We start from the raw sequence: 25455 nt of genomic DNA on the forward strand, positions 1-25455 counted from the left end.
ATGTCAATCGTTCGACGCGCGCTTGAAGAACGCGACCGCCGCGCCGAACAGCGTCAGGTTCTGCAGGAACGAGGTGAGTTCCTCGTCGCGGGCGTCGTCGTCGACGGCCCAGAAGTCGTGCATCGTCGGCGTGACGCCGGCGAAGAACGCCGCGACGCTCGCGGCGGCGAGTTTGGGGAGCTTCCAGAGGCCGATACCGATACTCCCGCCGAGGAGCAGGCCGCTCGCCGCGGGGACGAGTCGGTCCGCCTCGGGGACGCCTTTCGCCTCAGCGTAGGCGATGCGGCCGTCGAGGTCGGTCAGGTTGCGAATCGCGAGGACGGCGAGACCGCTCGCGAAGAGGGCGCGGGCGAGCCGCGATGGCGCGCTGCGTTCGGATTTGTCGGGGGCTGTCATCACCTTTCGAAAATAGTGTTCTAATTATAAGCGCTGTGTTTACAAACCGGCCAGTACGTTTTAGTAGTCGAGACGGACCGTCTCCGCATTGACGTTCGTGCATCTGGTTCGTGTCTTCAGACACGAGGTTCGACACCGCGAGCGCACACGGCTGGCAAGTTCTGGGTGGTCACGCTGTTCCACGCGACGATGAACCAACCGCCGTTCATCGTGACCGTCGACATCCCCGCGGACCTGCATCTTGCCGCCGGCGTGGTCGAATATGCGGGGATGCTCACCGTCGTGGTGCTCGCAGTTCGGCTGACCGGCTTCGGTGAGAGGTTCCCCGTGTGGGCCCGCGAGTAGTACTAACAGCTCGAAAACGACCGGTACAGCCGATAACTGCTGGATTCTCACCCACATCCTGAGCATAGAGGTCCGTACTGCGTTCCCTTTTCTATCGACTGCTGTCCGCCGAAAACGCCGCGGTCGCCGTCTCACAGACTCTCCGACTGCGCTCCGATTGGGGTCGATATGCGTCGCGTTCCAAACTCGGCAATTGTGTGAACTAGTTGAACATTCATAACAATTAACCAGTCGCGAGTTGATATCAGTTTGTGGTGCGTTGACATGGCAAACCCAAAGCACTATGTCGTGATGGAAGGCCTTGGAGCCGGCAAATCCGACTACACGATTCAGGCGACTGGTGACATCGAAAAAGCAGGCGGCAGGCTCGGCGGACTCCCCGTCACCACGGGCCCGGGAGATCAGGTGTCCGGGAGTACGGCGAACGGAACCGTCTGGGGGAAATCCGACGGCTTCCGAATTTACGGCGGCATCAAGTCCATCAGCCTCGAAAATCCCGACCACGTGCAGGTTCACATGGGAACAATCGCCGGAGCGCAGAACGACGACCACGGCGACCTGTGTGAGGTTGTCGTCCGCGCGGAGAAAGTCGAGTTCATCAGCGGACAAGGGCCGGGCGAAGGCGCGCTCGAACTGGATATCGAACACGACATCCGCGGCGGGCAGTCCGAACACACGTCGCTCAGGCTCCCAACAGGGGCGACGCGAAACATCGGCGTGGCGATTGACAACTTCAAAGTCCCACGCAACGGATCGGAACCGAAGACCATCGTGACGAAAATCACGGAACGAGAGGTACCTTCGGACTGGTTTACCGGGGCACCGGACGAGGGGAGCGAGCCGGTCGATATCACGCTCGCGTGCGACAACCCACAGCAGGTGACCAACACGGTCCCCATCGACTCCGACCGCGGGAACCCCGGTAAGGTGAAGGTGTACTACACCATCGACGACCTCGACGACTGAGGGGGCTCGTCCCCCGTTCGGTCCTCCCACGAGCAACAACCATTATGATGCGGTACGGTCACGTTTATCTCACAAATGGACTCGCCTCGCGACACGTCGCGTTCACTCTCGGAGTCGTCGCCTATCGACGTGTTGCACGTCGACGACGACCCCGAGTTCTCGGCGCTCGTCGCGGCGGCGCTGGAACGCGAGCGCGAGCATATCACCGTCCATACCGAGACGGACCCGCAGGTCGCGCTCGACCGGATTCAGCGGAACGGCCTGGCATTCGACTGCATCGTCTGTGACTGCAATATGCCCGGTCTCGACGGCCTCGATGTGCTGCGGCACGTCCGCGCCGAGTGCCCGGACCTCCCAGTTATTCTCTTCACCGGAAAGGCGAGAGACGAGATCGCGTCAGCGGCGCTCGACGCGGGCGCGACCGATTACCTGCAGAAGGGCGACGACACCAGCCAGTACCGACTGCTCGCCACTCGCATCGAGAACGCCGTCGAGCGCACCCGAGCCTCACGAGACCGCACCCGTGGACTCGCAGCCATCGAAACCGCGACCGACGCGATGTGCATCCTCGGGACGGACGGCACAATCGAGTACGCGAACACGGCCTGTGCGACGCTGTTCGGCACCGACCGCGAGGAGCTCCTCGGTCGCCACGTGGAGTCGTTCTATCCCGACGACGAGGCGCAGGCAGTATACGATTCGGTACTGCCCACCGCCCGCGAGAGCCGGTGGACGGGCCGGTCGTCGCTCGTGCGCGAGGACGGCGGACTGGTCGACGTAGAACACACGCTCACGTCCGCGCGAGACGGGTCGCTCATCTGGACGCTGTCGCGGGTCTCCCGAAGCGAGGCGCTCGAAACGCGGCTGTCGGTCAGGGAACAAGCGATGGACGAAGCGCCGATTGGCATCGTCCTCACCGACCCCCACGCGGCGGACAACCCCATCGTCTACGCCAACGAGCGGTTTACTGACCTCACCGGGTACAGCCGTGACGAAGCCCTCGGACGGAACTGTCGGTTCCTCCAAGGCGAGCGGACGGACGAGGCGGCCGTCGACGAACTTCGGACGGCTGTCGAGGAACGCGAGTCCGTGACGACCGAGCTCCTGAACTACCGCAAGGACGGCACCGAGTTCTGGAATCGCGTGCGTGTCGCGCCCCTGTTCGACGACGACGGCGTCATCGACTTCTTCGTCGGCTTCCAAGACGACATCACGCCGCGGAAGACCTACGAGGAACTCCTCCGATCGAACACCGCGCGGCTCGAAGCGCTGTTCGAACACTCGCCGGACCTCGTCGTCGTTCACAAAGCCGACGGCACCATCCAAGACGTGAACCAGCGGATGTGTGAGGAACTGGGCTACAGTGAGGCGGATCTCGCCGGCAAGACCGTCTGGGACCTCGACCCCTCCTCAAAACCCGACCGCTCGAAGTCGTTCTGGGCGGACCTGCCAACGAACGAACCACGCCGGTTCGAAGGCGCGCTCGAACGCCGCGACGGCACGACGTTCCCCACCGAAGTGCACCTCATCCAGCTCAACCTCGACGGGGAGGACCTGTTCGTCGCGATGATTCGCGACATCAGCGAACAGAAGGACCGCGAGGCCGAACTCGTCGAACAGAACGAGCGCCTCGACCGCTTTACGAGCGTCGTGAGCCACGACCTCCGCAACCCGCTGCAGGTCGCCATGGGCCGGCTCGAACTGCTGCAAGACGACTGCGACAGCGACCACATCGACGCTATCGACCGCGCGCTGGCCCGCATGGACGACCTCATCAGCGACCTGCTCGTCCTCGCCCACGACGGTGACGACGCCATGGATATCAAACCCGTCGCGCTGGCCGACCTCGCGCGGGCGTGCTGGCAGAACGTAGTGACCGGTGACGCGACGCTGACCGTCGAGACCGACGCCGTCGTCAACGCCGACCGCGACCAACTCCAGCAACTCCTCGAGAACCTGTTCCGGAATGCGGTCGAACACGGCTCCGACGACGGCGGCGTGACCGTCACCGTCGTCGAGACCGACCGCGGGTTCGCCGTCGAAGACACCGGCCGGGGAATTCCGCCAGCTGACCGCGAGACGGTGTTCGAAGCTGGCTACACCACGTCTCCCGAGGGCACTGGCTTCGGCCTAAATATCGTCTCGCAGGTCGCCGCCGCGCACGGCTGGGAGGTGGCGGTTTCAGAAGGGGCCGCAGGCGGTGCGCGGTTCGAGTTCCGCGTCGACTGAGCCTACGCGTCGCCGGCGTCGAGGTCGAACTGCTCGTTTTCGGAGACCGCGTTGAGGACGACGCTCGTGTTCGACTCGCGAATCGGCGCTTCGTTCAGAAGCGCCTTGATCTGGCGGTTCATGTCGTCTGTGTTTTTGAACTTGCCGACCGCGAGAACGTCGTAGTCGCCGGTGACCTCGTACACAGAGACCATCTGCGGTTCGGCGGCGAGGAGTTCGGTCACGTCCGTGAGCGCGCTCCCTTCGACTTTGAGGTGCATGACCGCGGTCACGTCGTAGCCGAGCGCGTCGTAATCGAGACGCGGCGTGTAGCCCTCGATGATGCCCTCGTCTTCGAGGTCTCGCAGGTGGTTCGAGACGGTCGTTACCGACACGTCGAGTTCTTCGGCGAGGCTCCGCAGACTGCGCCGTCCGTCTTTCAACAGGGCGTTGATCAGGTCGGAATCCAGGTTTTCGTAGGTCATACCCGGTTGGTTTGCAGGTGATTGTGATGAATCTCTCGGTCGAAGTTGACAATGTCGAGAAATGAATCTAGTTCGTCGTCGCCCGAGAGATCGCTGTTTCAGTCCCGCTTCAGGCCGAGAATCCACTCGCACTTCCCGCAGGGCGTCTTGCCCGTTCGCTTGGCCTCGGCGCGTGTGACCTCGACGAACCGGCCGTCGCTGTGGCCGCCGCAGACGATCTCGCCGTCGTCGTCGAGTTCGTGGTACGCGTAGCCGCCGGTGTACGCGCCGTTGGGTGTCGTTGCGACGCGGTCGTCGTCGTCGCGGGTGTCCTGCGCAGCGAGTTCGCTTCGCTGCTCGCTCGTGGGCTTCTGGTCGATGTGCTCTCGCGTCGGCATCCGTGCTAGTACACTTGCCCGACCGCATATGTTTATTTCGGCCGCGACAGGCCGTGAAAAACCATCAAAGATAGTCGCGGCGCGCACTAGTTGCGCCTCACTCGGCGAATGCGTCGCACGTCTGTCGCTTTCGTTCGACGACGCACTAGCACGCGATCAGTATGTACAGAAACTGGCCACCAGTTATCATAAGTCGTTGCGCAGAATCAGATCGTGTCCGACAACACGAAACAGCGTATAAATATCTGCCTTCCCGTCACACTCGGTGACGACACGACGATAGTCAGGCTCCACGCGGCCGACGACGTGCTTCGATTGCTCGTCGACGGCGACCCGTCGGAGTTCACACGAACCACCTATTTCAGGCGAAATCCTTTGTCGGAGTGGGTCGATGCAGCCGACAGATGGGTCGGACGCTCGAACTCACTGGGACGTGGCTCAGTTACCTGCTGTACGCATTCCAGCTGACCGCGCTCGCGTTGGTCCTCGCGTTCGTCGTGCCCGCACTCGACTACCCAGTCAACATCTTCTTGGGCGGGCTGTTCGCCGTGGTCATGCTCGCGTCGGTGGTCGCCCTCTGGCGGCGTGCGGCCGGACGAGACGGGGGAAACCAGCTCGGAACCGCGGACGACATCACGTATGACCCATTCGCAGACCCCGGGCAGGCAGCCCGCGACAGGTGGGAGAAGGCCGTTCGACGGCTTCCCGGGTCTGACGACGAGAAGTGAGTAGCTGAAGTGGGGGAGACTGGTAGCTCACGGAGACGTTGTATCGGGCCGCCGAATCTCCGAGGCGACGACGTAGCACCCGACTGCGCCCACACTGAACACCAGTCCAGTTCCGAGATTCACCACGAGAAGCTCGTACGGCGTGACGGCGATCGGGCGGGGTTTGAGCACCTCGAAGTACAGGTACTGCACCGAGTCGGCGAACAGGTGCGGAACGAGGAAGCCGACGACGCTTACACCGCCGACGAGGAACGCCCAGCGTCGACGGTGTCGAGACGGTCGACCGCGACGGCCGGCGTGGAATGCGACGGCGGCCGCACAGAGCGGTGCGACGAGGCACGCGGCACCGAGTAGCAAGAGCAGCATCAGTCGCGATTGGGTCGCTCGCGGCGGTTGTGTGGGCATTCGCGTCCCCGCAGACGCTTATCGCTTGCTTCGTCGAGCGAACGCATTCTCGGTGGCATGCTGGGACCTAGTACTGTGTGCAGCGTTGAATTTGTTCGGTCGTTCCGAACACGAACAACCCGCTCGCTGACCGGGTTGGCCGTCGTCGACGCCGAGCGTCCGTCCGAACAAACGTCGTTATCTCAGTCTGCGAATACGAAGTGGTCACTCGTTAGGCCATCTCGGGGACGGGGAAATCGAACAGTTCCGCGCGAAGCTGTTCGGGTGACTCGGTCTTTCCCCACTGAATGAGTTTTCCCACGAGCTCGGGGTCGGAGAAGTCGACGTGTCGCGCCCGCTCGTCGCCCCAGTCGTAGACGTGCTTCGGGAGCCAGTCCGCCCGCCGCAGTTCCGCGAACAGCAGGCCAGCGGCCTCGTCAACGCTCGCGTCGCCCGCCCGATAGGCGTCCAGTATCTCGCCCATCCGTCGGTGTATCTCGGCTTTCTGCGGCACGAACGGCGCGCCATCGCCCGGCGTCGGTTCTTCGAGAAGCGAGTCGAACTCGGTGGGCTGTCCCGACGCGAGGTAGGTGAAGCAATGCCGCTGGATGTACAGGTCGTGAAACAGGACCTGCCCCAGCCACATCTGCGTCCACGCGTTCCACAACCGGAAGTCACCCATCGACTTGTACGCGTTGCTGATGACCCGGTCGTTGGTCGCGAGTTGACGGCGGTGCATCTCGTCGATGGGCACAAAGCGCGTCGCCGAGAAGTCGCCGTCGTCGAACGCGTCCAGCAGCAGGTTGGTCGACACGAAGACGGATTCGAGAGTGTTCACGAGCCCGACCGCGTACAGCGGGTCGACGAAGCCGTAGGTGTTGTTCGTCAGGTAGTGGCGGTGCCCCGCGGACTGGTTGGCGGTCCGCTGGAGTCTCCCCGTCCGGACCCATGGTCGCACCGGCGTCGCCGACTCGAGATGGCGCTCGATGTCGGGGAACTCAGCGATGATTCGGCGAGCCTCTCGCTCGGCGCTGACCGACTCGTCTGTGGGGTACTGCGTCCGGTCGAGCACCAACCCGACGCTCGCTTTGTTCGTCTCGGAGCGCTCGAAGTTGTCGAAGGGGATAATCCACATCCACCCCCCGTCGAACACGTGGTGGAGCGTTCCATCGTGGAGGCGATTGGACTGTTCGGGGCGGGCAGCCTCGTCGAGTAACTCGTCGAACGGGGCGAGCCCCTCGACGTGCGTGAAGATGGCGCGCGAATCCGTCTCCAGTTTCGGCGCGTCCTCGCGATACCCCATCTCGTCGGCGAGGACGGAGTTCCCGCCGGTGCCGTCGACGTAGAACGCCGCCTCGAGACGACCGCGGTCGGTCGTCACGGCCACCTCGTCTTGCCCGATGTCCACGCCGGTGATTTCGGTCTCGTCGAGGTACTCCACGCCGTACCGCTGGGCGGTCTCGACCAGATACTGGTCGACCTCCGAGCGCAGGAGGTGACTCTCGCTGTAGAACGGGAGGCTCGGCGGTATCAACTGGTGGCTGTGGTCCGTCGCGACCGACTGGCCTGGCTCGTGGTACGCGAAGCCGATGGAGTGTTTGATACCGCACGACGACGTGACGTTGTCGACGATGTCGTTCGTGTCGCTGAGATACTGAATCTCCGGGATACCGTGGTACTCCCCGAGAATCCACATCCACATCGAACTCTGCGGGAGCATCGCTTCGCCGACGGCGAACCGTGGATGCGACCCGGCTTCGAGCATCACCACGTCGAGACCGCGTTTTCCCAGAATCATCGCGGTGAGCGACGCCGACATCCCGGAGCCGCCGACGACGACGTCGTAGGTGTCGGTCGGCGGTGATTCTCCAGCGGCCCAGTTGCCTCGTCGCCCGTGCTGTCGTTCCCCGTTGCCCGGTTCGGTCTGCCCTGTCCGTTCCATATCTCGTTCGACGGACAGATCAGGATTATAGTCATTGCCTGAGACGGCGTCTCAGCCCGTGAGACGCAGTTCACGCGGGATACAGATTTACAGATTTCGCACGGGGAGTGGCTACTGCCCGGTGCTCATCTGCGTCACGTCGAGCCTGTCCGCATCGCGCTTGTAGCGCCGATAGAGGTCCACGGCCCACTCGCGAGCCTCGGGGTCGTCGGTCGTGACGGAGGCAATCGGGAGGGCTGTCTCGTCGTCGAAGCCGCCGACGATGACCACGTCGTCGATGATGCCCATCGTGAACGGTAGTCCGGGGTGGGTGTACAACGCGGGCGCGTCAGCCGACGCGATGGTGTCGAACGCGTTCTTCGAGGCGTTTCGGTCCGCTTCGAGCGCCAACGGCGTGCAGATAGCCTCGAAATCCACGTCGTTTCGGGCGTGTTCGATGCCCTGTTCTGTGACCTTCGGCGGGCATCCCGCGACGACCAGACTCCGCGAGCGGTCGAACGACGCGAAATGTTCGAGCCACGGTTCGATGGGCGCGTTCGGGTTCTGCGGCGTGGCGACGTGGAGGTCGGCGTCGGCGAACAGATGGACGTGACGCGTGAACTCCGGCGCTGAAATCTGCGCGAGCAGAGGTTCTAATCGGTCGGCCGCCGCGATAGTGCGCTCGAATCGAGAGACAGCATCGGCGACGGCGCATCCCGCGCCCGTCGTCTGGTAGCCCGCCGCCGTCTGTTCGAGTAACTGCTCGTCCGTGAGCGCGGACGTCCACCGATAGGCCGTGGCACGCGAGATGTCGAGTTCATCCTGGAGCGTGGACCTATCGAGCGGCCCATCTCGGGTTGCATCCAACAGCGGTGCCTGGTCCAGTAACTGGTGTGAGTCCGGTCCGTGGTGAGCCATGTTCTCGGCACGGCCCTGCGAACTGTAAGTATATCTCTCAGAGACTGTCGTGGAGTCGAGGATGACTGAAACTCGTCTGTCGACGACGCTCCCGTCGCGACGCGCCGACCGGGCGAACGGCTCACCGAATCCGGTCGTGAATCTCGAGGAAGCCGAGCGACCACACGAGTGCCCCGGCGAGTCCGGGAAACGCCACTGCGTTCCCCAGGAGGCCGAGCCATTCCCCGTACAGGACGCCCGCATTGAGGCCGAGGAAGAACCCGTCGAACGACGCGAGGGTCTTCGCACGGACTCCGGCGTAGCGTTCGAGGACGACGAGTCCACACAGGAGGACGACAGACCCGGCGACGAGTGCGCCGCCGATGTGCACGAAAGAGGTCTGCCGACCCAGCGTCGATTCGACGTACCAAAACGGACCGAAGGGCGCGCCGAGGACGACGGCGATGAGGGCGTACGTCCCAAGGCGTTTGCTCGTCTCGGCAAGCGCGTGGGTATCGGGCATTCCGTACTCGTGTGTCGGTTCGGGGAGTAAAATAAGTCCGCGCCGTCTCGTCGGGGGTACTACTGGAGTCCCCGACCGGGTGGGTCACCGAGGAGTCCCTCGCTCCGGACCAGGATGTACAGGAGGATAGGGCCGGCGACCAGGAACAACACAAACAGCAGGCCGATGAGTCCCTTGAGTATCGACTGTACGGGAACCATATTCTCCGTCTTCAGTTCGAGTCGGAAAAATCCACTCCCGTTGGTGGGGCGGTTCTACACCCACACATTCTCCCGCAACAACGTGTCCTCTGCGGTCGTCGTCGCGTCGACTCCACTTCGGCCGGCAATCGCTACCCAACGAGGCCCTGTTCGACGAACCCCCATTTCAGGTCGAGCGACCCCCAAACGAGCGTTCACACGGCGATAGACGAGCGTGTGTGGACTGTCGTCGACGCGCGTCGCGTCTGCATCGAAACGCCACTTCGAGGCGGAATTCCGAGTTCGAAATCGGGCGGTACACCCCACGTTCACGAGGGTGTACCGGGGAATCGACGAATTTCGACCCTGTCAAAGCGACGACGACTGGCCGTCGAGACGGCATTTGTCGGGGGATTGTAAAACGGCGAACCCGCCCGAAACACGGCGAGAGACGACTGCAGACCGGAATCGGGTGGGACGACGAATGCCACACAGCCGGCGTCAATGGCGGCCACGACAGGTCACGAATCGACGCGAATCGAGTACACCCTTGCGGAGAATCGGCGTCCATGTACACCCCTGCATTCCGGGGGTGTAGCGCGTCTGTCCCGGTTCACCCTCGGTATCAGGGGTGTAGAATCGGCCGGTGGTTTCGGCAAGGGTGTATCGCGGTGGGTGGATCGGTGACGTCGGCGTGGTTATGGATGGCTGGTTGTGGAGTACGTCCTCGTTCGGTCTGTCGTCGTGTTAGCCTCTCCACACGAATCGGATGCCTCGGGCTGTCGCAGGCGCGGCATCGCTCCGGCGTGTGTCCGCAACTGAGCGGTGGGACCAGCGCGCCACAGATGGGCGAACGACGCCAAGTGGATCAGTCGGGGAACGACCGCCCGCTTTGAAACGCCTGCTGAAACCCCGTTACCTTTGGCGAGTTGCTGCCGGATGAAGTACCAACAGTAGCCGGGACAGAGTGACTCACCACAGTTCAACGGTGGCGGATCTCAAGAGCGCCGGGTTGTTGATCGATTAGTTCCGTTGCTGAAACCACTGTGCGGTTTCCTGCTGGAATTGGTCGAACCAGTGGAGGTCGTCATGTAACACATCATAAACGACATCGTGGTTCACATCACCGTACCGATGGGCGAGAACATTCCGGAACCCGACTGCTTCTTCCATCTGTTCTTGGACGTCGGGTGAGAGTATGCCTGCATTCCCAAGCGACGCAATCTCGTTTTTTGCAGTCCCACTCGGAGAGAGGTCCTCTGAAGCACGGATATGCTGAGCGAGATCGATACAGGACTGAATGAGGTTCATAAACGTCCGCTCAACCGCTCGTTGAACGATGAGATCGTCAACGTATTCAGCTTTGGACATGCCCCGCATCTGCTTCAGATCGTTGGTGTACTCGTTGATGTACCGAAGCTTGTCAACGACAATCTCCGCATCGACCATCTAGACGTCACCACGAGCGAGTCGATCGATGAATTCTCGCCGTTCTTGGTCTCGTTCGCTCGCGCTTGCGTCATACTCGGCTGCAACGTCCTGCTTGTACGTGTCAACGTCCTTCTGGTCACCAACAAGACGAACTCCATCTCGGAGCGCAGCGTGCGCAACGTGTGTTGGCAGCGACTCAATATCGCTTACGTCGACGAATCCGTCTGCGTATGCCTGTAGGTCGGCGTCGATACGGTTGCGCCGGCGGAATCGCTCGGCTTCGGACAGTCCGTCTGGAAACAGAAGTGCGATATCAACGTCCGATGACTCGTCTGCTGTTCCGCTTGCATGTGACCCAAACAGTACTGCGAAGATGACCTCGGTTTGATCGAGGTAGTCTTTGATCTCCTCGAATTCGATTGTTTCGACAGAGGAGTCATCCGGTTTGGGCATGCTGGTACTTCGCGTTCCTGCTTAATATAGTTCCGTGGGTCCCCTGGTAATCGTCACGGTCGCCCCACTCGCCGTCCGCCAGTGAACAACGCACACCGCCATCCTGTTCATGCCGTTCGCAAGACCTCCGTGTTGCTCGCGAACGACCACCCTCAGCGTGTGGTTCGAAGCGTTGACGGTTCTGTTGGAACCCCCGATATGTCTGGCGAGTTGCTGCCGGATGGAGTGCCAAAGCGACCGCGAAAGCCCGGGACACAGCGACTCCCAACGATTCAACGGTGACGGCTGTCAGGAGAGCCGTCTCGATAGGTTGGGATCCGATGAACTATACACCCATCGTCAACAGTTCACTACGGAGCACTCGTGTCAACTATTATAAGTTCTTAACGTGCTCACCCGAGGGGATTGCGTGTGGAACGATCACACCAGACGAGCGAACTCGGGCGTCGAGCTGTACTCGGACTCACCGGCGGAACCGTCCTTGGACTCCTCGCAGGGACGGCTGTCGCGGGTGACGATACGGCGGGTGGCTCCGAGGCTGCGGGTGGATTTTCGGGCGTCGAAAACGTCGCGTTAGAACAGATCGGCCGGTACGAGTCGGGGCTGTTCGACGAAGGTGGGGCCGAAATCATCGCCTACCACGCCCCCACCCAGCGGCTGTTCGTGATCAACGCCGACCTCGGCGGCGTCGACGTGCTGGACGTGTCGGACCCGACTGCGCCCCAGAAGGTTGGGACGATCGACGCCGCGAGCGAGCTCGACGACGTGAGCTCCGCGAACAGCGTCGCGACGTCCGCCGACGTTGTCGCCGTCGCGCTCGAAGCCGAGGTCGCACAGGACCCCGGACAGGTCGGACTTTACGACCCCGAGACGCTCGACCGCCTGGGGACGGCTCCGGTCGGTCCGCTGCCGGACAAAGTCACCGTCACGCCCGACGGGACGCGAGTGCTCGTCGCGAACGAGGGCGAGCCGACCGACGACTACGCGTACGACCCCCGCGGCTCGGTCAGCATCGTCGACGTGTCCGACGGCGCGGCTGCACCGACGGTCAGTACCGCCGACTTCACTGCCTTCGACGGCAAGGAAGACCAGCTCCGAAAGCAAGGCATCCGCATCTTCGGGCCGAACGCGAGCGCGTCGCAGGACTTCGAGCCGGAGTACGTGACCGTGAGCGACGACTCGAAGACGGCGTGGGTCTCGCTGCAGGAAAACAACGCGATCGCGGAGTTCGACATCCACACGGCGACGATCACGGACCTCATGCCGCTGGGCTTCAAGGACTACAGTCTGGCGGGGAACGGACTCGACGCGAGCAACGAGGACGGCGGGGTCAACATCCGGAACTGGCCGATCAACGGCATCCTCCAGCCCGACGCGATCGGCGCGTACAGCCCCGACGGCAAGACCTACCTCGTGACGGCCAACGAGGGCGACAGCCGCGACTACGACTCGTTCAGCGAGGAGGCGGAGGTCTCGGACCTTTGGCTCGACCCCGAGGCGTTCGACTTCGACGAGATCGAAGGCATCGACAGCGTCGAGGAACTCCAGCAGCCCGAGCACCTCGGCGCCAAAGGCGTGACAACGACGCTCGGCGATGTCGACGGCGACGGGCGCTACGAAGAACTCTACGTCTTCGGTGGCCGGTCGCTCAGCATCTTCACGACGAACGGCACGCGGGTGTTCGACAGCGGGAGCGACTTCGAAACCATCACCGCCGAGCGATTCGGCGACCAGTTCAACAACGACAACAACGAACACGACCCTGACGGTCGCAGCGACAACAAAGGCCCCGAGCCCGAGGGGCTGACGATCGGGCAGGTCGGCGACCGATACTACGCGTTCATCGGCCTCGAACGCATCGGCGGCGTCATGGTGTACGACATCACCGACCCCGAGTGTGCCACGTTCGTCGAGTACGTCAACAACCGTGACTTCTCGGTCGACATCGAGGCGGCCATCGAAGACGGTGACGCGCCCGCTGGCGCTGCCGGCGACCTCGGCCCGGAGGGGCTGGACTTCGCGACCGCCGAAGAGAGCCCGATTGACGACCCGCTCGTCTTCGTCGGCCACGAAATCAGCGGCACGACGGCGATATTCCGCGTGACGAGTGACACGAGCGCGGACGCCGCGGTGGGGTCGTGCAGCGCCGACTCCGACGCACCGGGGAACGGACGCAAGAAGGGACACGATAAGGGCCGTGGCAATGGGCGCAAGAATGGACACGACACGGACCGTGGCAACGGCCGCGGGTCGTGAGCTAACGGCGTCGACTGCGGGTCAGTAGCGAGCGGCCCAGTACCAGAGACGCACGGCGAGTGTCTCGGGGTGGACAGCACTCAACGCTGTCCGCAGTCAAGCAGGGCGTTAACAGATGAAGTCGTGGGGTGGGGTGGTGTCACGAATGTCGAAACGGATGGAGTACCGGTTCGAGTGTATCGTTCCACTCACGGCCGCGAGACACTCGGTAGTCGTCGTTCAGCTTCGCGTGGTCTCTTCCGTTCGATATTGGAACAGTCGATTCGAGGCGTGTTAGCGCTTGAACCCTGCCGAAACAGATGAAGTCGTGGGGGTGAATTACTGACTCACATCGCCAGAACGAGTTCTGTAGCGTCTCCGAATCCTCGGTGTGGACGTTCAATACGGTCTGCTCTCTCCCCCCACAACTTCATCTGTTCTTGCGGAACGCCCACAGACTCAGCAGGACTACATCACGAACGAACCCTTCGCTTCGGATGGGCTGTGAGTATTGGAAATCGGAGGGGAGAAGCCATGAGAAGCAGCTAAACAGATGAAGTGATGGGGGTCGGGAGACGAACGAACATCTGTGACCAACTGACGACGATGCACAATGTGGTGACCCCCACCCCCCACGACTTCATCTGTTCTCCGATTCTTTGCAGCGTTTGTAGTGCAGTCAGACGGACAGTCTGTGTTACCGTAGGCTGGGAGATGCGTCTCCGCAATTGCAGACGGGTCGAACAATCCAGAACAGATGAAGTGGTGGTGTTCGATGTTTATATGCTCAAGGAACAGATGAAACAGATGAACCAAGGCATATATGTGGTATACCTGTCTGCATCACGTATGGGATCTTTCGAGTTCTCGCAATCAAATCAAATCTTCAAAAGCCGGGACGTGCTACGCGAAGATTATACCCCGGAAGAACTCGTCGGTCGAGACGAGGAATTAAGCGAGTACCACTCTGCTCTCCAGCCGGTAATCAACAACGAGCTCCCGTCGAATATCTTTCTGTACGGCAAGTCCGGTGTCGGGAAAACTGCTGCAACGCGGTTCTTATTAGACCGACTCCAAGACGCGGCGCAGTCAATTCCCGACCTTGACTTGCACGCGGTACGCGTCAACTGCGACGGACTCAACACGAGCTATCAAGTCGCGGTGACGATTATTAACCGTCTTCGTGGGCCAGAAGACCAGATCCCAATGACTGGCTACCCACAGTCGAAAGTGTACCAGTTCCTATGGGAAGAACTCGATCAGTACGGCACCATACTCATCATCCTCGACGAGGTTGACCACGTCAACGACGATTCGCTTCTGTATCAGATTCCACGCGCACGGGACAACGGCTACGTCACGTCAGCGAAGATTGGACTAATCGGCATCTCGAACGACCTTTCGTACCGAGAAGGGCTATCGGCCAAGGTCCAGTCAAGTCTCTGTGAAAAGGAGGTGTACTTCCCACCGTACGATGCGGGAGAACTCCGCAAAGTGCTCGAACAACGGACCCAAGTTGCCTTCCACGACGATGCACTCTCGGAGGACGTCATCCCACTCTGTGCCGCCTATGGTGCGAAAGATTCGGGTGACGCGCGACAGGCGATTAACCTCCTCTTAGAAGCGGGAGACATCGCACGGAACGAGAACGCACCACAAGTGACGAAGACACACGTCGAGCAAGCCAAACGAAAACTCGAGTCCGACCAAATCACGACTGGTGTGTCGAAGCTCACAGAACACGCCCGACTGACCCTCTACGCGCTCACGACGTTTGCTGCGGATGGAGAGACGCCAGTTACCTCCCCAACAGTTCGTGAACGCTATCTGGCACTCTGCAATTCGAGTGGCATTGACCCGCTGTCACACCGGCAGATGCAGAGTCACCTCTCCGAGTTGAAGATGATGGGTGTAATCACCGGTCAAGAACGGAATCTGGGACGGCGTGGCGGGAAGAAGGTACTCTACGGACTCAACTACGATCTCGGACTGATTGCAGAAACGCTCGCCGATACGATCGACGAAATCGGCGTCCACCGCTCAATTCAATCGTTCGTCAAGAACCACTCGGAGCGGTGACCCATAGAACAGATGAAGTCGTGGGGGGAGGGAGTGCGTTCTGTATCTCGAAACAACAGATGAAGTCGTGGGGTGGGGTGGTGTCCATGGATAACGCGGAGTGCCCACGCCAGCGCGTGGTTACCCCGATTGGCCGGCGCTGTGGAATCTGTTTGGCTCGACACGGCCCGTCGAGAACTCGTGGGCCGAATTTACATCCGCGGGCGCTGAACAACGACTATGACCGGTGAGCGAGGCCTGAGTACCGAGACGAAGACGACGCTCGTGTTCATGGTTCTCGGGCTCACCGCCTGGTATCTGGCACAGCAGTACCTCGAAAACCAGCTTGTCGAACTCGTCGCGCTGTTCGGTGTAGGGATCGTTCTCCCGACGTTGCTCAACGAGGTCCGTCGGCAGTCCGAAGAGTGAGGTCGAGGCGTTCGCGGATGGGTGGTTGGCTTAGGGTGCTACCACACGTCTAACTCGTACGTCAAGAGGTAGCCGAGCGCCAGCGCGGTGAGCACACTCAGGAGAACGATTACTTGTCCGCTCCGGTACGAGACGGACCGAGCGACCGCACCCATCGGCACGAGGACGACCAGTAGGATGGCCAACGATGTGGTGAGCCACTGCAATTTTCGGAGATACACGGCGCTGTGTTCCCGGTTCGGCGCGATTGCCGATAAGTGGTTTCGCGTACTCTTCGGCGAGGCCCCGTGACTGGGAGTTAGCGAGCAGTGGCGTTGAACTCCATGCCGAGTTCGTCGATCACCTCCTCGATTCCCGTCGTCATCTTTCGGAGGACCTTCTGTTCCGAGCCGAACGTCAAATTGAAAATCCCGCTTGCGCCGCCACCGACGATGACCTTGAGGAAACACGTCGTCTCAGTCTGTTCTTCGAGGATAATCGTCGCCTGCATATTCGAGTTGGTCCGCCAAAATTCGTATTTCTCAATCAGCAACACCGTGAACCCATCACCCGTGTGGGCTTCCGTCGGAGAAAATCGCTCAGTTAGCGCGTCTGTGAGTTCCGCATAGTGGCGACCCGTGACAGTATAACTCGCGACTTTCATACCGGATCATCTCAATGAGTATACAAAATTGGTGGACTTCGTCAACCTCGGCTGCGACCAGTCCAGCGGACACAAAGAAGAGCCGCCGTCTGTCCGACCGGTCGTGGGGCCTCAGGAGTCGCGGGGTTCGAGTGCCGACACCTGTTCCAGCAGTTGTTCGAGCTGTGGGGATGGCCGATACCGGACACACCCACTCCGGCGGTCGTGTTCGATGACGCCCGCGTTGACGAGTTTCGGCAGCGAGACGTGGTGCAGACGCTGTTCGACTCGTGCGCGGCCGTTGTCGCCCGCCCGCTCGACGAGCGACTGGACGAGTCGTTCCACAGTCACAGTCGCGTCGTCCGCGTCACGGAGAGCGTACAGGACGTGGCGACGACGTTTCTTTGCGATGACCCTGCACAGCTCCCCGAGGCGATCAGGTTCCTGCTGCGACGACGGCACGTCGAAGGTTGACATCGACTGGTTGTTCTATCGAGGATGGAATGAGTCCCCTGCCTGAGCCTCCCGGGTGTTTATACGTAACCGTCACATTTTATCATATAGTGAGGGGCGCTAGCAATGCTCATAGCAGAATTCACGATCGACCATCCGGTCTTGCTCACGCCGTTACGAGAGATACCCGACATTGAGGTCGAATGGGAAGAGACGTATCGTGGTGCAGACGACCGGACGCAGATGCTTTTTTCGGTGCGGAGCGACGACTTCGCGGCGGTCGAGCGGGCGCTCGCTGACGACCGCTCAGTCACGAATCCAACCGTCTTGGACGATACCGGAGACCGTCGATTCTACCGGGTGGACTTCACTCCGGTCGGAGACGAGACGAATCTCATGCCCGAGTTCATCTCGGTCGGGGGCGTCCTCCAGCGTGCGGTCGGGACCAACAACGGCTGGCGGTGTCACGCCCAGTTCCCGAGTCGAGACGCGTTCAGACACATCATGCAGTTCTGTCGTGACCACGAGATCGACATCTCCGTCAAGCGACTCTACGAGGAGACATACCAGGACGGACCCAGTGTGTCGTTGACGGACGCCCAACGAGAGCTGCTGGTCGAAGCGGCTGCGTGTGGATATCTGGAGATTCCGCGGACGTGTTCGCTGGCCGACCTGGGAGACCGGCTTGACATCTCGGATAGCTCCGCGTCCGAACGGTTTCGTAGAGGCGTGAAGCAACTCGTCCAGCAGACGGTGGTCAACGAGTCGGCATCTGCACAGGGGTAGGTCGTTGGCTCCCGCTGTGATTCACGTGCCTCCCCGTGTGCGCCGGATCAGCTGTCGACGACGTTCTCGAAGACGACTGCCCCAACGAGGTACACCGGCCCCAGATACAGAATCGCCATCACGGGGAGTACGATGAATATCGGTGTGTGACCATCTCCAGTCTCGTATACCTGTGCAGCCAACAGGACGACGATCAAGCCGAGGAAGAAGTCCGTCCGGTCCATGGGCTGGCTTAGAGCGGGCCTTCTGTTAGGTGTGGTGTGTTCGAGTCGGCCGGGACATCGCGACGCAGCGCTGTGGTCAGCCTCGGCGTCGCGTCGGCGGTTCGCCGCCCGACGTGCTCGGCGGCGGGGGAGCAGTACTACGCTCTCGGACGCGTGAGCAGCACCTCGACGACGCGGCTCCACTCGACTTCGAACGCGACGGCGTACGCAATGCAGAACGCGCCCAGCCAGGAGAGCCCGGTCTGCAGCGTCGGATACAGCGCACCGACGTGTCCGTCTCCACCCCCAACGAGGGTGGTGACTGCGGTCCCGATCACAAACGCAACCACGGTGAAGCCCGTCAGCTGTCGGTAGCTGGGTTGGTGGGCGCTGTTGACGAGGACTGCAACGACGAGCGCCACGACGACAGTCGAGACGATTGTGGGGCGCACAATCGGGGTCGGACCGAACGCGTGCTGGACCGTCGCACTCACACCGATGCCGAGCGAGTACTGAAGGATAAGCAGGAAGACGACGCCGCGTCCCACTTGCTGGGCGTACGTCGACACCGCAGTCTCGGCGGGCGACGCGGCGTCGCTCACGAGTCTCCCTCCTCGGGGGCGACGTAGCCACGGACCGACTGATGGGTTCTGACGTAGAGGTTGCCGTCGGCGCTCGCCATGCCGTCGGGCGTCGACGCCGGGAGCGCGTGCCGAAACCGCGTCGAGCCGTCGGTCGTGTCGAGCGCGATGATGGCGTCGTCGCCGGGGACGTACAGCGTCTCACCAGCGATGACCGGCGGGACGAACGGGGTGACGTCGCCGACCGACACCGACCACTGTCGCGTGCCGGTCGCCGCGTCAACTGCCATGGCGACGCCGCCACCGACGCCGTACACCCGCTCGCCGTCGGTGACCGGCGAGATCGATTCGGCACGGTCCACGATCGGCGTCTGCCACTCGACGCTCCCGTCGGTGGCCGCGAACGCAGTCAGCCGCGACCCACCGGCGTAGACGCGCCCCCGGCTAATCGCGGGAAGCGCGAACGCCTCGAACGTCGGTGCGTCGGCGGTCGTTCGCCAGTCGACGGAGCCATCGACCGGGTCGCGGCCGACCAACTGCCGGTTGTCGCCCTGTGCTGTGGTTCCGGTGAGTAACAGCGGGGCGTCCACGTGGCCCTCCGTGCCCGACGCGAACGCGAGTGGGACCTCGGCAGTCGCCTGTGTCCAACGCTCGAAACTCGTCGACTGATCGAGGGCGACGAGGTGGTCCTCGGACCCGCGAGAGACACCGACGACGACGAGGTTGCCGACCGGGAGGACGTGCTCGAAACTACTCGTCGTCCGAAACGCCCACGTCGACTGCCCGCTTGTGGCGTCGAGTCCGTACAGCGTCACCCCACCGACGACGTACAACTGGTCGCCGCTGACGGTCGGTCCCGTCTGGAGGAACTCGAACGGGGCGCGGCTGGTGAGGACGCTCGGCGCGTTCTCCCGGGGACGCACCCAGTCGGGTCGGCCGTCCGTACTCGCGAGCGCCCGCACCGCATAGCGACCGACGATGTACACCCGGTCGTTCGTCGCCACCAGTCCGGGAGAGACGACGTTCGCGGACTCGACGGGCTGTCGCCACGCCTCGACGAGACCGTCTTGGGGGCCGGGCTGTGGTTGAAAGCCGGTGCGTCGGGGCGTCCGCTTCGCCATCGGCCACTCGCCTGCGGGGACTCGGTGTTCGAGACTGAGCGGGGGACGGGCGGCGTCCGTCCCGAACACCGCCCCGAGGCCGATCGAGGCAGCCCCGCCCAGTATGGCCAGCAGGCCGCGGCGTGAGACGAGCGATTCGGAGGGCATACTCGTCGGTTCTCTCTGTCGGGGTATAGGGTCTGTCGTTGTTGTTGACATGACTGCGGCTCCATGGTGTTCGCTCGGAGTCCGTGCGGTGCTGTTCAGATAGGTGTAGCAGTTATGTGAGACCGATTCGGTTCTCGTGGCGGTCGCTCAGCCACGCTGGGACTTCGATACCGACCACCTGAGGAGGACCACACTCGTGCTGTCGGTCGTCGAACAAGAGTCAAATTTACCTGAATTGAGGCGCTAAGGCCCCTTCCTCAAGGAGCAACCGAAGGGAGCGAGTAGGGAGGGGATACAGCGCCGCACAGTTCTCATACACGATTCGGTGGCAGGCCCACAGGCCCACGCAATCGCAACGCTTATTTGTGTACTTTGTGTATATTGTGGCGTGGCAACACGCAAGAACATCTCTATCCGTGACGACCAAGCCGAGTGGATTGAGGAGAACCATCTTAACCTCTCGTCGTTCGTCCAAGAGAAACTTGACGAACTCATCGAAGAACGCTCGTAGATGAACTACAACTACAGGTATCGGCTGCGACCGTCCGACGCTCTCGAACAACAGTTAGCGTGGACTGTCGATACCTGTAGGCAGGTCTACAACCACTTCCTCCACCGACTCAACCGAACCGACAACACTTCGGCATACAGCGAACAGAAGCTCCTTCCGAATCTTAAGAAGTGGTGGAACGACCTGAAACAAGTTCACTCGAAGGTTCTCCAGAAAGTCGTTCAGCGATTGTACGACAACCTCTCAACACTTCGCGGTCGCAAAGAGAACGGCTACCACGTCGGCACTCTCAACTGGAAGGCACCGGGCGAGTACCGCAGTTTCACCTACAGTCAATCCGGCTTCAAGCTCAAAAACACGAGCGGTCGGACCAAACTGTGGCTCTCGAAACTCGGGGAAATCCCGCTCACCTTCCACCGCGACCTGCCCGACGACGCCGAAATCAAGACGGTCACAATCAAGCAGGAACCAACCGGGAAGTGGTACGCCATTCTTGGTGTCGAAACGCCTGAGTCCCCACCAGCGAAGCCTGAAAACCCCGAGAAGTGCGTCGGCATCGACGTTGGAATTTGCAAGTATGCTCACGACACGGACGGAACGGCGGTCGAATCCCCCGACCTTTCCGACGAGCGCGAACGCTTGGAACGGGCACAACGTGCCCTCTCACGGAAGGAACACGGCTCTGCAAATTGGGAGAAACAACGCCGGGTCGTAGCCGAGCGTCACGCCGACCTCAAGCGAAAGCGGCGGGATTTCCTCCACAAGTTGTCGAACTACTACGCCACCGAGTACGATTTGGTAGCCGTGGAGGACTTGGACGCACAGGGGTTGGTGGAACTGCCGGGCAACTCACGGAACCGAGCAGGCGCGGCGTGGGGAACGTTCCTGCGGATGCTCGAATACAAGTGTGCACGCGAAGGCACACATTTCGTTGCCGTAGACCCGAGCGGGACGACCAAGGAGTGTGCGTCGTGCGGCGGTTCGACCGAGAAACCGCTGTGGGTGCGCGAACACTCGTGTCCAGCGTGTGGATTTGAGGCGGACAGGGACGCGAACGCGGCGTGGAATATCCTTTCTCGCGGTCTTGAAGATGTAGGAGAGGGACGCTCCGAATCAACGCCTGTGGAGACTGCGCTTCCTGTGGACACCGATTCGGTGTCTGCAAAGCGCGTCGTAGAAGCAGGAAGCCCCACCCTCAAGCGCGAGCCGTCAGGCGAGCGGTAGGGTGGGGTAGTTCACAATAACTCCGCCGACGATAGTGGATCCATGGATTCGGCCCTCCGCAGACACCTGCTGTTGATCGAGTTCTACCTGCTCGTCCTGATCGTCATCGGCGTGTTCAGCTACGGGCAGTTGGTCCCGCAATCTGGATACCTTGGCCTTGGACTCATCGGCCTCGTTGGAATACTGTATCTGGCTGTCTACGACTCGACCGGCTGACCCAGTCAGCGATTCGTGCGGTGGAGATACACACCACCGAACAGGCAGCCCGTTGCCACCAGCAACAGCCCACCGCTCAGGATGTCGCGAAGGCCGCCAGAGACACCCGGGTTCGCCACCAGTCCGAAGGTCCCTTCGAACACGACCGACTGAGTCACCAGTGCCAATCCCCCAATCGAGATCAGTAGTTCTGGAACGCGTGTGCTCATGGGGTGCTCATGTCTGGTGGTTCACAGGGCTTGTTGATGAACGCTGTGTGTTCCTGAACTGTGCGTATACGCTTTTCGTCCGTGGCGGTTAGAACGGGAGTCGATGCTGAATGCCACGCCCTTCGGGGTGGTGGTTAGTCCTCGTCGAGATATGGTTTCTCGATCTGTTGGTCGCCGCCGATAAGTGTCGTCAGCCATCGGGTGACGATGTCGAACAACACGACGAGTGGCCTCAGTACGCGTTCGACGTACGAGATTGGGCGGGCGACACGGAGACTCCACGACTCGGCGTGGCCGAGGCCGTAGGATTTCGGCACGATTTCCCCGAAGACGAGGACGAGCACACTCACACAGAGTGTTGCGATCACGACGGTGTATCCGGGGGGAACGAACCGTGCAACCAGCAGCGTGACGATGCTGGTGATGGCGATGTTGACGAGGTTATTGCCGACCAGCAGCGTGACGAGGAGTCGATGTGGGTTCGCACGGAGTTGTTGGAGTGTACGGCTGTCTTTCGTACTGTCTTCGGTCGCGGGCTGCATGTCATCCGAGAGCGAAAAGATCGCTGACTCACTGCTGGAAAAGAACGCACTCAGCGACAACAAGATCACGACCGCGACGAGTGACGGTCCTAAAATCGAATACGTACTCATACCAGGATGGTACGCTGGGAGGTGTATGAATCTCGGTGGTTGGGGTGGAGTGGGTGACGTTGTCGGTTCGCTGCCTGGAGCCGCCGCGACTGCGGGCGTGCCAGTGCACGCACAGAGACAGCCTGCGTTGGTCTCGAAACTCCGTCACGTCACCCAGACGACTCCGACCGTGGTCTCCGTGGGTCGGTTGCCCACCCTCGACCGGCGACATCCCGTGTGTGAGTACGGGGAGATGCCACGAAACAGCAGGTGGCTGATTCGCTTCGGTCGTTCCTTGCGGAAGGGGACTCCACGCTACTCCGTTGGTTGGATTACCAATCGTTCGATTCGAGTATCGTCGACAGACTCCACTTGAATAACGTATCCGTCCGCATCGATCTGATCGCCCACGACAGGAACTCTGCCGAGGCGACTGAAGACCAGTCCACCGATCGTCTCGACGTCATCACTCTCGAATCGAGTGTCGAGTCGGTCGTTTACGTCCTGAATCGGGACCCCGCCGTCGACGACGTACGCGCCGTCGTCGCGCCGCTCGATAGACGGTTCTTGCGTCGCGGTATCGAACTCGTCTTGGATGTCGCCCACGATCTCTTCGAGGATATCTTCGATGGTCACGATCCCCTCGAAGACGCCCCATTCGTCGACGACGACGGCCATCTGGCCCTCCCCACGCGTCTGAAAGTCGGCGAGGATCGTGTCGATCCGTCGCGTTTCCGGGATGGTGAGGACTGGCCGGGCAAGGTCTCGCGCGGTCATCGATTCATCCAACTCTGGCTCGGTTTCACTCACTCGCAGGATATCTTTCGCGTGAACGAAGCCGAGCGGCTGATCGCCGTCCTCGTCGAGCACGAGATAGCGCGTGTAAGTTCCCGTCGCGACAACCGACCGAAGGTCCGGAAACGACATCGAGGCGGGGATAGTCTCGACGTCCGGACGCGGAATCATGATCTCGCGAGCGATCGTGTCGCCGAGTTCGAAGACGCTCTCGATCATTTCGACCTCATCGACGTCGATGTGCCCCGTCTCCTCGGATCGCGAGAGAATCATCCGAATTTCCTCTTCCGTATGGGATTCCTCGCTTTCGGATGCCGGTGAGACCCCAGCGAGGCGGGTGAAGTAGTTGGCAGTCCCGTTGAAGACGATGATGCCGGGCACGAACACGTAGTAGAAGAACTTCATGAGCGGGGCGACGAGAAGCGCGATACGCGGGGCCTCTTGAATCGCGAACGTCTTCGGCGCGAGTTCGCCGAACACCACGTGGAGGAACGTGATGAACCCGAAGCCGAGAACGAACGCGACGAGATGAACCGACCCCGCAGGAAGCACCTGGCCGAGGACCGGTTCGATGAGCGCTGCGACGGCTGGTTCGCCAATCCAGCCGAGACCGAGCGAGGAGAGCGTAATCCCGAGTTGACTGACCGCCAGATAGTCGTCGAGATTCTGGATGACGTCCTGTACCAGTGCTGCCCCCGGTTTGCCGCGTTCGACGAGCGAGTTCACCTGCGTGGGCCGGACTTTGACGAACGCGAACTCCGCAGCCACGAAGACGCCGTTCATGATGACGAGAAAGAACGCAAGAAGCAGTCCCCCGAGGGAGAATAAATCCACCATACTCAGTTACCGATGTAGAGTCACTTGTAGGACGTGGATACGCACACAACAGTTCTCGCTTGTCGAGGGCATGCCGAATACAGCACGCGAACGTACTCCTAGGGGCTGGATACGGTGCGGATCTGCTGATTACGGAGTGCAGAAACGACTCCGACGATCCATGCGAGGATGACAAAGCGATGTCCGCGTTCGGCATCGCTGACGCCCAGAGACACGCAGCGCGACTGTACGACGACCGGCGAACGGTCGCCGAACAACTCGGATCCCTCGCGAAATGCGGTCGCTGCTCGTGTTGGGTTGACTCGTCTGTGGTCTAGCTTCGGGGTGTGGCGGGTGTGTGGCTGTGAGACCTGTCCTGGTCACGGTGGCCGGTCGAAGAGCGTCTTGGGTTTCCGTTCCGAACCACTATCTCGTCTCGTTGCGATTGCGCTCGTATGAGTGGGGACGACGGCGGCGGGATGGATTCGGCGACGATGGGCACCTGGATTGCGATTGGAACCGGCTTCGGCGTCGCACTCGGCTTAGCTGAATTGAGGCGCTAAGCCCCCTTCCTCAGCGAGCGCCGACCGAACGGGAGGCGCGAGCAGGGAGGGGATACAGCGCCTCCCGGTTCTCATACATTCCACGGTTGCAGGCCCACAGGCCCACGCAGTCGTGACGTTTTTGCAGTAGGGTAGCATAGTATTGGCCGAACCCAATGGAATACGACCTCGACACGGGAGCGCACTCGACGTTTTCCCTGCACTACCACCTGATACTCACCACGAAGTATCGGCGCGGAGTGCTAACCGAGGAACGAACCCAATTCATACACGATGTCATCAGCGGGTTCACGGACAACTACGGTGTCGAACTGACGAACCTCGACGGCGAGGACGACCACGTACACATCCTGTTCCGAGCGAAACCAACCACAGACCTCGTGAAGTTCATCAACACGGTCAAGGGCGCGACCGCCCGCCGTATCCGCAATGAGTACGCGGACGAACTGAAGACCGAACTGTGGGGTGACTCGTTCTGGAACGACTCGTACTGCCTCCTCTCGACGGGGCAGGTGTCGCTGGATGTGCTGAAACAGTACGTCGAGAACCAACGCGAGTAGA

Annotated in this window: 30 protein-coding genes; 12 read left to right on the plus strand and 18 right to left on the minus strand. The window is 61.4% G+C overall.

Annotated features, from left to right (window positions below; translation table 11 throughout):
- Positions 1–3: 3 nt before the first annotated feature.
- Positions 4–396 carry a DoxX family membrane protein gene (locus NKF06_RS00580; RefSeq protein WP_253244175.1) on the minus strand — a complete coding sequence of 131 codons (393 nt, stop codon included), beginning with the start codon at positions 394–396 and terminating at the stop codon, positions 4–6.
- A gap of 165 nt (positions 397–561) precedes the next feature.
- Between NKF06_RS00580 and NKF06_RS00585 the strand changes: the two genes are divergently transcribed.
- The 3 genes from NKF06_RS00585 (at position 562) to NKF06_RS00595 (ending at position 3936) form a co-directional block, all read left to right on the plus strand.
- Positions 562–741, plus strand: coding sequence for a hypothetical protein (locus NKF06_RS00585; RefSeq protein WP_253244176.1), 180 nt, complete (start codon positions 562–564; stop codon positions 739–741).
- Positions 742–1032: 291 nt separating this feature from the next.
- The gene (locus tag NKF06_RS00590) at positions 1033–1707 is read left to right on the plus strand and encodes a hypothetical protein (RefSeq protein WP_253244177.1); all 675 of its coding nucleotides are present in this window, start codon (positions 1033–1035) and stop codon (positions 1705–1707) included.
- Between the two features lie 75 nt (positions 1708–1782).
- A complete protein-coding gene (locus NKF06_RS00595) occupies positions 1783–3936 on the plus strand; it encodes a PAS domain S-box protein (protein WP_253244178.1) in 2154 nt (717 codons plus the stop codon).
- A 2-nt stretch (positions 3937–3938) separates the two neighbouring features.
- On the opposite strand, the gene lrp is transcribed toward NKF06_RS00595, so the two are convergent.
- Together lrp and NKF06_RS00605 are read right to left on the minus strand one after the other, a co-directional pair.
- The gene (gene lrp, locus NKF06_RS00600; protein ID WP_042664639.1) at positions 3939–4400 is read right to left on the minus strand and encodes an HTH-type transcriptional regulator Lrp; all 462 of its coding nucleotides are present in this window, start codon (positions 4398–4400) and stop codon (positions 3939–3941) included.
- Positions 4401–4498: 98 nt separating this feature from the next.
- Positions 4499–4777: a hypothetical protein gene (locus NKF06_RS00605; protein ID WP_253244179.1), complete on the minus strand. Its 279-nt coding sequence runs from the start codon at positions 4775–4777 to the stop codon at positions 4499–4501.
- Between the two features lie 404 nt (positions 4778–5181).
- Between NKF06_RS00605 and NKF06_RS00610 the strand changes: the two genes are divergently transcribed.
- Positions 5182–5505: a hypothetical protein gene (locus tag NKF06_RS00610; protein WP_253244180.1), complete on the plus strand. Its 324-nt coding sequence runs from the start codon at positions 5182–5184 to the stop codon at positions 5503–5505.
- A gap of 27 nt (positions 5506–5532) precedes the next feature.
- On the opposite strand, the gene NKF06_RS00615 is transcribed toward NKF06_RS00610, so the two are convergent.
- From NKF06_RS00615 to NKF06_RS00645, 7 genes are all read right to left on the minus strand, one after another.
- Positions 5533–5910 carry a hypothetical protein gene (locus NKF06_RS00615; protein ID WP_253244181.1) on the minus strand — a complete coding sequence of 126 codons (378 nt, stop codon included), beginning with the start codon at positions 5908–5910 and terminating at the stop codon, positions 5533–5535.
- A gap of 211 nt (positions 5911–6121) precedes the next feature.
- Positions 6122–7831: a tryptophan 7-halogenase gene (locus tag NKF06_RS00620; protein ID WP_253244182.1), complete on the minus strand. Its 1710-nt coding sequence runs from the start codon at positions 7829–7831 to the stop codon at positions 6122–6124.
- A 111-nt stretch (positions 7832–7942) separates the two neighbouring features.
- Complete coding sequence (locus tag NKF06_RS00625; RefSeq protein WP_253244183.1) at positions 7943–8728, minus strand: transcriptional regulator FilR1 domain-containing protein; 786 nt, start codon at positions 8726–8728, stop codon at positions 7943–7945.
- Positions 8729–8849: 121 nt separating this feature from the next.
- Positions 8850–9230: a hypothetical protein gene (locus NKF06_RS00630; RefSeq protein WP_253244184.1), complete on the minus strand. Its 381-nt coding sequence runs from the start codon at positions 9228–9230 to the stop codon at positions 8850–8852.
- Between the two features lie 59 nt (positions 9231–9289).
- Positions 9290–9430, minus strand: coding sequence for a hypothetical protein (locus tag NKF06_RS00635; RefSeq protein WP_157837750.1), 141 nt, complete (start codon positions 9428–9430; stop codon positions 9290–9292).
- Positions 9431–10432: 1002 nt separating this feature from the next.
- A complete protein-coding gene (locus tag NKF06_RS00640) occupies positions 10433–10858 on the minus strand; it encodes a DUF86 domain-containing protein (RefSeq protein ID WP_253244185.1) in 426 nt (141 codons plus the stop codon).
- On the minus strand, positions 10859–11293 hold the full coding sequence (locus tag NKF06_RS00645; protein ID WP_253244186.1) for a nucleotidyltransferase domain-containing protein: 435 nt from the start codon (positions 11291–11293) through the stop codon (positions 10859–10861).
- 411 nt (positions 11294–11704) lie between these two features.
- Here NKF06_RS00645 and NKF06_RS00650 point away from each other — a divergent pair, with 411 nt between their 5' ends.
- The 3 genes from NKF06_RS00650 (at position 11705) to NKF06_RS00660 (ending at position 16015) form a co-directional block, all read left to right on the plus strand.
- The gene (locus NKF06_RS00650) at positions 11705–13549 is read left to right on the plus strand and encodes a choice-of-anchor I family protein (RefSeq protein WP_253244187.1); all 1845 of its coding nucleotides are present in this window, start codon (positions 11705–11707) and stop codon (positions 13547–13549) included.
- Positions 13550–14377: 828 nt separating this feature from the next.
- Entirely contained in the window at positions 14378–15607 is a 1230-nt protein-coding gene (locus tag NKF06_RS00655) for an orc1/cdc6 family replication initiation protein (RefSeq protein ID WP_253244221.1), read from the plus strand.
- A 219-nt stretch (positions 15608–15826) separates the two neighbouring features.
- Positions 15827–16015, plus strand: a complete 189-nt coding sequence (locus NKF06_RS00660; RefSeq protein WP_253244188.1) for a hypothetical protein — start codon at positions 15827–15829, stop codon at positions 16013–16015.
- Positions 16016–16053: 38 nt separating this feature from the next.
- Here the strand turns inward: NKF06_RS00660 and NKF06_RS00665 are convergent, their stop codons facing one another.
- The 3 genes from NKF06_RS00665 to NKF06_RS00675 all read right to left on the minus strand — a co-directional run bounded on the left by NKF06_RS00665 (position 16054) and on the right by NKF06_RS00675 (position 17114).
- The gene (locus NKF06_RS00665) at positions 16054–16236 is read right to left on the minus strand and encodes a hypothetical protein (RefSeq protein WP_253244189.1); all 183 of its coding nucleotides are present in this window, start codon (positions 16234–16236) and stop codon (positions 16054–16056) included.
- A 77-nt stretch (positions 16237–16313) separates the two neighbouring features.
- Positions 16314–16505: a hypothetical protein gene (locus NKF06_RS00670; protein ID WP_042665900.1), complete on the minus strand. Its 192-nt coding sequence runs from the start codon at positions 16503–16505 to the stop codon at positions 16314–16316.
- Positions 16506–16769: 264 nt separating this feature from the next.
- The gene (locus tag NKF06_RS00675) at positions 16770–17114 is read right to left on the minus strand and encodes a hypothetical protein (protein ID WP_253244190.1); all 345 of its coding nucleotides are present in this window, start codon (positions 17112–17114) and stop codon (positions 16770–16772) included.
- A 102-nt stretch (positions 17115–17216) separates the two neighbouring features.
- Here NKF06_RS00675 and NKF06_RS00680 point away from each other — a divergent pair, with 102 nt between their 5' ends.
- Positions 17217–17876, plus strand: coding sequence for a bacterio-opsin activator domain-containing protein (locus NKF06_RS00680; RefSeq protein WP_253244191.1), 660 nt, complete (start codon positions 17217–17219; stop codon positions 17874–17876).
- 47 nt (positions 17877–17923) lie between these two features.
- Here the strand turns inward: NKF06_RS00680 and NKF06_RS00685 are convergent, their stop codons facing one another.
- From NKF06_RS00685 to NKF06_RS00695, 3 genes are all read right to left on the minus strand, one after another.
- Complete coding sequence (locus NKF06_RS00685) at positions 17924–18100, minus strand: hypothetical protein (protein WP_198526139.1); 177 nt, start codon at positions 18098–18100, stop codon at positions 17924–17926.
- Between the two features lie 137 nt (positions 18101–18237).
- Positions 18238–18681 carry a hypothetical protein gene (locus tag NKF06_RS00690; RefSeq protein WP_253244192.1) on the minus strand — a complete coding sequence of 148 codons (444 nt, stop codon included), beginning with the start codon at positions 18679–18681 and terminating at the stop codon, positions 18238–18240.
- Complete coding sequence (locus NKF06_RS00695; protein ID WP_253244193.1) at positions 18678–19928, minus strand: PQQ-binding-like beta-propeller repeat protein; 1251 nt, start codon at positions 19926–19928, stop codon at positions 18678–18680. Before NKF06_RS00695 ends, NKF06_RS00690 begins: the two co-directional genes overlap by 4 nt.
- A 388-nt stretch (positions 19929–20316) precedes the next feature.
- Here NKF06_RS00695 and NKF06_RS20955 point away from each other — a divergent pair, with 388 nt between their 5' ends.
- Genes NKF06_RS20955 through NKF06_RS00705 form a run of 3 tightly spaced genes read left to right on the plus strand, consistent with a single transcriptional unit; the run spans position 20317 to position 21879 of the window.
- A complete protein-coding gene (locus tag NKF06_RS20955; RefSeq protein ID WP_256477161.1) occupies positions 20317–20439 on the plus strand; it encodes a hypothetical protein in 123 nt (40 codons plus the stop codon).
- Positions 20440–21663: a transposase gene (locus NKF06_RS00700; protein ID WP_253244194.1), complete on the plus strand. Its 1224-nt coding sequence runs from the start codon at positions 20440–20442 to the stop codon at positions 21661–21663. It begins immediately after the preceding gene.
- Between the two features lie 42 nt (positions 21664–21705).
- A complete protein-coding gene (locus NKF06_RS00705) occupies positions 21706–21879 on the plus strand; it encodes a hypothetical protein (RefSeq protein ID WP_157575490.1) in 174 nt (57 codons plus the stop codon).
- Positions 21880–22222: 343 nt separating this feature from the next.
- On the opposite strand, the gene NKF06_RS00710 is transcribed toward NKF06_RS00705, so the two are convergent.
- Positions 22223–22741, minus strand: a complete 519-nt coding sequence (locus tag NKF06_RS00710) for a DUF21 domain-containing protein (protein ID WP_253244195.1) — start codon at positions 22739–22741, stop codon at positions 22223–22225.
- Positions 22742–23035: 294 nt separating this feature from the next.
- Positions 23036–24352 carry a hemolysin family protein gene (locus NKF06_RS00715; RefSeq protein WP_253244196.1) on the minus strand — a complete coding sequence of 439 codons (1317 nt, stop codon included), beginning with the start codon at positions 24350–24352 and terminating at the stop codon, positions 23036–23038.
- A gap of 697 nt (positions 24353–25049) precedes the next feature.
- On the opposite strand from NKF06_RS00715, the gene tnpA reads away from it, so the two are divergent.
- A complete protein-coding gene (gene tnpA / locus NKF06_RS00720; RefSeq protein WP_253244197.1) occupies positions 25050–25454 on the plus strand; it encodes an IS200/IS605 family transposase in 405 nt (134 codons plus the stop codon).
- The last annotated feature ends 1 nt before the right edge of the window (position 25455 follow it).

This window comes from Haloferax sp. AB510 (genome assembly GCF_024136985.1).
Taxonomy (GTDB): domain Archaea; phylum Halobacteriota; class Halobacteria; order Halobacteriales; family Haloferacaceae; genus Haloferax.